This window comes from Rhizobacter sp. P2_H2 (genome assembly GCF_056403375.1).
Genome location: NZ_JBFUFP010000416.1, coordinates 1 through 4,468 on the forward strand (window position 1 = coordinate 1; position 4,468 = coordinate 4,468).

At 69.6% G+C, this 4,468-nt stretch carries 6 protein-coding genes; 2 read left to right on the plus strand and 4 right to left on the minus strand.

All coding sequences use genetic code 11. From position 1 onward, the window contains the following. The coding region (hemW, locus tag AC1D15_RS19330; RefSeq protein WP_477827254.1) for a radical SAM family heme chaperone HemW at window positions 1-794 on the plus strand (794 nt) is incomplete at its 5' end. A 16-nt stretch (window positions 795-810) separates the two neighbouring features. Here the strand turns inward: hemW and AC1D15_RS19335 are convergent. From AC1D15_RS19335 to AC1D15_RS19345, 3 genes are read right to left on the minus strand one after another with little or no spacing between them, the layout of a single operon-like run. Continuing rightward, the gene (locus tag AC1D15_RS19335) at window positions 811-1,554 is read right to left on the minus strand and encodes a site-2 protease family protein (RefSeq protein WP_477827255.1); all 744 of its coding nucleotides are present in this window, start codon (window positions 1,552-1,554) and stop codon (window positions 811-813) included. Then, window positions 1,551-2,447 (minus strand): DUF2167 domain-containing protein, encoded by an 897-nt coding sequence (locus AC1D15_RS19340; protein WP_477827256.1) that lies wholly within the window; start codon window positions 2,445-2,447, stop codon window positions 1,551-1,553. The genes AC1D15_RS19335 and AC1D15_RS19340 overlap by 4 nt, the downstream gene beginning before the upstream one ends. A 51-nt stretch (window positions 2,448-2,498) precedes the next feature. Beyond that, window positions 2,499-3,422, minus strand: a complete 924-nt coding sequence (locus AC1D15_RS19345; protein WP_477827257.1) for a LysR substrate-binding domain-containing protein — start codon at window positions 3,420-3,422, stop codon at window positions 2,499-2,501. Window positions 3,423-3,523: 101 nt separating this feature from the next. Between AC1D15_RS19345 and AC1D15_RS19350 the strand changes: the two genes are divergently transcribed. Then, window positions 3,524-3,808, plus strand: a complete 285-nt coding sequence (locus tag AC1D15_RS19350) for a hypothetical protein (protein WP_465114230.1) — start codon at window positions 3,524-3,526, stop codon at window positions 3,806-3,808. Here AC1D15_RS19350 and AC1D15_RS19355 read toward each other — a convergent pair. Next, window positions 3,809-4,468, minus strand: a 660-nt coding sequence (locus AC1D15_RS19355; RefSeq protein ID WP_477827258.1) for a chemotaxis protein CheB, incomplete at its 5' end; no start/stop codon positions are given.

The window sequence follows — 4,468 nt, forward strand, 5'->3', positions numbered from 1 at the left end:
GCATCACGCGGCTGTCGATCGGCGTGCAGAGCTTCGACGACGAGAAGCTGAAGGCGCTCGGCCGCGTGCACGATGCCGCGCAGGCGCGCGCCGCGGTGGCCGAGGCGCGCGAGTGCTTCGACACCTTCAACCTCGACCTGATGTACGCGCTGCCCGGGCAGACGCTGGCGCAGTTCGATGCCGACCTGAGGCAGGCGCTCGATTTCAAGCCGCCGCACCTGTCGATCTACCACCTGACGATCGAGCCGAACACCTTCTTCGCGAAGCACCCACCGGCCATCCCCGACGACGACCTCGCGTTCGACATGCTCGACCGCATCGTCGAGCGCACGGCCGCGAGCGGCCTCGCGCGCTACGAGGTCTCGGCCTTCGCGCAGCCGGGCCACCGCTGCCTGCACAACCAGAACTACTGGCAGTTCGGCGACTACCTCGGCATCGGCGCCGGGGCGCACAGCAAGCTGAGCTTTCCACACCGCGTCGTGCGGCAGATCCGCTACCGCGATCCGGCGAAGTACATGGCGCAGGCGCTGGCCGGTGCGGCCATCTCGCAGGACGAAGAGGTGGCGCGCAAGCAGTTGCCGTTCGAGTTCATGCTGAACGCGCTGCGGCTGGTGGATGGCTTCGAGCTGGTGCGCTTCACCGAGCGCACCGGCATGCCGCTGAGCGCGATCCGCGCGCCGCTCGACAAGGCGCTGGCGCAGGGGCTCGTCGAGCAGGAGGGCGGCTGGGTGCGCCCGACCACGCGCGGGATGGATTTCCTCAGCGACCTGCAGTCGCTGTTCCTGGCGGAGTGACCTGGCGGATTGAGCTTCAGACGCTGCCCGAGTTGACGCCGCTCCCGTGGCGCATCAGCTCCAGCATCTCGTGCAGGTCGTAGGTCATCACCGCGAGGAAGCCCACCAGCCCGATGTAGGTCACCGCATAGCCCGCCCGCGTCTCGAACGACGCAACCCGGTAGGCCTGCGCGGCCGGGTCACCGCGCTGCTTCCAGGCGGTCCACAGCTGCGAGCCGGCCAGCACCGCCACCAGGATCAGCATCGGGCTCGGCCGCCACATCAGCATCGCCAGCAGCGCCGGCACGCCCGCGAGCCACAGCCACGGCGAGATCACCTGCGTGATGCGCCCGCCGTCCAGCGGGCTCAGCGGGATCAGGTTGAACAGGTTCAGGAAGAAGCCCGAGTACGCGACCGCGAGCAGCCAGTCGATGTGCTGGTCGCGCGCGACGAAGTAGCAGGCCAGCGCGCCGATCGTGCCGATCAGCGGGCCGCCCATGCCCACGTAGGCCTCGGTCTCGGCGTCGTGCGGCTGCTCCTTCAGCTGGATCCAGGCGCCGACGAACGGGATGAAGGTCGGCGCGCCGACCGCCAGCCCGCGCTGCCGTGCCGCGATGAAATGCCCCATCTCGTGCACGAACAGCAGCACGACGAAGCCGACCGCATAGCGCCAGCCCCAGATGAAGGCGTAGACGACCACCGACAGCAGCATCGTGCCGCCGGTGGTCAGCAGCTTGCCGAACTTCAGGCCGCTGAACAGCAGCAGGAGCAGCTTGATCACGTGTCGGATTTCTTGCGCGTGAAGAACTTGCCGATCACCGCCAGCAGCCCGGCACCGGCCAGCAGCGCGACCTTGGCGAACTTCAGGAAGAACGCCGCGATCACCGCGAACAGCCCGAGCTTCTTGACGGCCACGCCGGCCACCAGCGCGGCGATGCCGTACTCGGCGACCTTGTCGGTGTTGCTGTTGAAGTCGGTGTAGCCCTTGCCGCCGTTGAAGTGCAGTGCCGACAGCAGTTGGCCGGCCACCGGCTTGTCGGCCTCGATCGAGGCGCGCGAGGTGATCAGGTTCAGCGTGATGTAGCCCTCGCGGCCGAGCGCGTAGGTGTTGTAGTTGATGCTCTGCTGCGCGTCGTTCTCGCCCGGCGTGCGGGCGGCCATCGACCACACGAGGCGGTGCGTCGCCGCGTCGTAGCTCGGCTTCTGCACCCAGCCGACGATCTCGAGCTCGGGGAAGCCCTGCTCGCGGCGGCGCTTGTTGCCTTGCTCGGTGCCTTCCTTCAGGCTCTTGAACAGGTCGTCGACGTTCCAGTCCTTCGCGTCGTCGTCCTTGATGTAGCCCGAGGCCTCGTAGCGCGCGACCACCAGCCATTGCGGGTCGCCGCTGGACTGCACCAGGCCGATCAGGCGGTCGTCGCTGCTGTTGCCCATCGCCTGCATCAGGCGGCCGGCCTGCGGCTGCGGGATGTATTCCATGCCCGCGGGCAGCTTCAGCACGGCCTGGTCGCGCAGCAGGATGTCGCTCGGGCCCTTCATGGTGGCGGCGCGCGCTGCGGCGACGGCGGCTTCGCCTTCCTTCTGGCGGTCTTCCGCGGTGCCCGCCCGGGCCACGGTGGATGCCAGCGCGAACGCGGCGGCCAGGGCCGCAGCGGCGGCGATCTTGATGAACTTCATGGATCCTCCCAATGGTGTTGACTGCTGCGCGCCCTCACGCGCCGGGCCATGCTAGCGCACGGGCATCGGGGGTGTCTTCACCAAGTCCTGGGATTGCGTGAGTTCTTCGCGCAGCCAGTCGCGCAGTGCGACCAGCGGCGGCCAGTCCCGCAGGTCGGGCGGGTAGACGAGCCAGTACGCGTAGGCCTCGTCGTCCGGCAGCGACAGCGGCGACAACCGCACCAGCTTGCCGTCGCAGATCGCATCGGCGGCGAGCAGCTCGCGGGCGAGCGCCAGGCCCAGGCCCTGCTCCGCGGCCTGCAGCATCAGCCCGGCGTCGTTGAAGGCGGCCACCGGGTTGACGCGCACGCGCAGCCCGGCCAGCTCGAACCAGCGCGCCCACAGCCCTGGGCTGCCGAGCAACGGCTCGTCGGCCAGCGCCTTGGCATCGCGCCCCTGCAGCCGGTGCGCGGCATTCGGCGAGCCGATCGCGATCAGCGGCGAATCGATCAGCCGCTCGCTGACCAGGCCTTTCCACTCGCCGCTGCCCTGGCGCAGCGCGGCATGGAAGCCGTCGCGCTTCAGGTCGATGATCTGCTGCGACGCGAACAGCTCGATGCCGATGTGCGGGTTGCGCTCGCGCCAGCGCGCCATGCGCGGCAGCAGCCAGCGTTGCGCGAACGACGGCAGCAGCGTGACGCGGATGCGGTGTTCGGCGCCCGAGGCCGCAGCGGCCGCGGCGCGCATGCCGTCGTCCAGCTGGGCCAGCGCCGGCTCCACCGCGCGCAGCAGCGCGGCCCCGGCGGCGTTCAGCGCGATGCGCCGCCCACGGCGGTCGAAGAGGGGGAAGCCGAGCTGTTCCTCGAGCAGCTTGATCTGCTGGCTGACGGCGCTGTGGGTCAGGCTCAGCTCCTCGGCCGCGGCGCGCAGGTTGGACAGGCGGGCGACGGCGCGGAACGCCGGGAGCGTGTTCAGCGGCAGGCGGTGGTTCGGCATGACTGGTAAGCATAGCTGACCAATTGGCGCTGAACAAATCGATTCCTTCCCAGGGAGCTGGCTTCTATGCTTACCAGCACTCGATCAAGAAGGAGACCGCCATGTCGACGCCGCAAGTGTTTCAGCCGAGTTTGCCCCTGTGCCGTCCGATTGCCGTGCGCTGGCGCGAGGCCTTGCTCGCACCGGTCGAGGCGTGGCAGCGGTGGAGGGAACGCCGGCAGCGTGAGCACCGCTACGACGCGGTGCTCGACCTGAACCCGCGCACGCTGCGGGATATCGGCGCGCCCGAGTGGGTGGTGTCGCACGCGCAGAGCCGGCGCGAGGTCGAATCGCACCGCGTCGACGAGTTCCACCTCGGCGTGCGCGAACTGCCGTCGCGCTGGTGATCAGACGCGATTCAGGGACAGCCCGGATGTGCTGCGCAGACGCTCGATCAGGTGGGTCGCGATCTGCGTCAGCGGCAGCACCTCGTGCGCCGCACCGGCGTTGATCGCCTCGCGCGGCATGCCGAACACCACGCAGCTGGCCTCGTCCTGCACCAGGTTGTAGCTGCCGGCGTCGCGCAGTTCGCGCATCGCCTTCGCGCCGTCGGCGCCCATGCCGGTCAGCATGATGCCGAGCGCGTTCGGGCCGACGACGCGCGCCGCCGACTTGAACAGCACCTCGACCGACGGCTTGTGCCGGTTCACCGGTTCGCCATCCTGCACGCGGGCGATGTAGTTCGCACCGCTGCGCTCCACGCTCAGGTGCAGGCCGCCCGGCGCGATGTAGGCATGGCCGGGCAGCACGCGTTCGCCGTCCTGCGCTTCCTTCACGCGGATGCGGCACAGGCCGTCCAGCCGCGCCGCATAGCTGCGCGTGAAGCCGGGCGGCATGTGCTGCGTGATCATCACCGCCGGGCAGTCCGGCGGCAGGTTGACCAGCACTTCCTTGGTCGCCTCGGTGCCGCCGGTGGAGGCGCCGATGAAGATGATCTTCTCGGTCGACAGCCGGCCGAGCGAGGTGATCGGCGCGGCCGGGCGGGCGGACGCGGCCGAGCCGTCGGC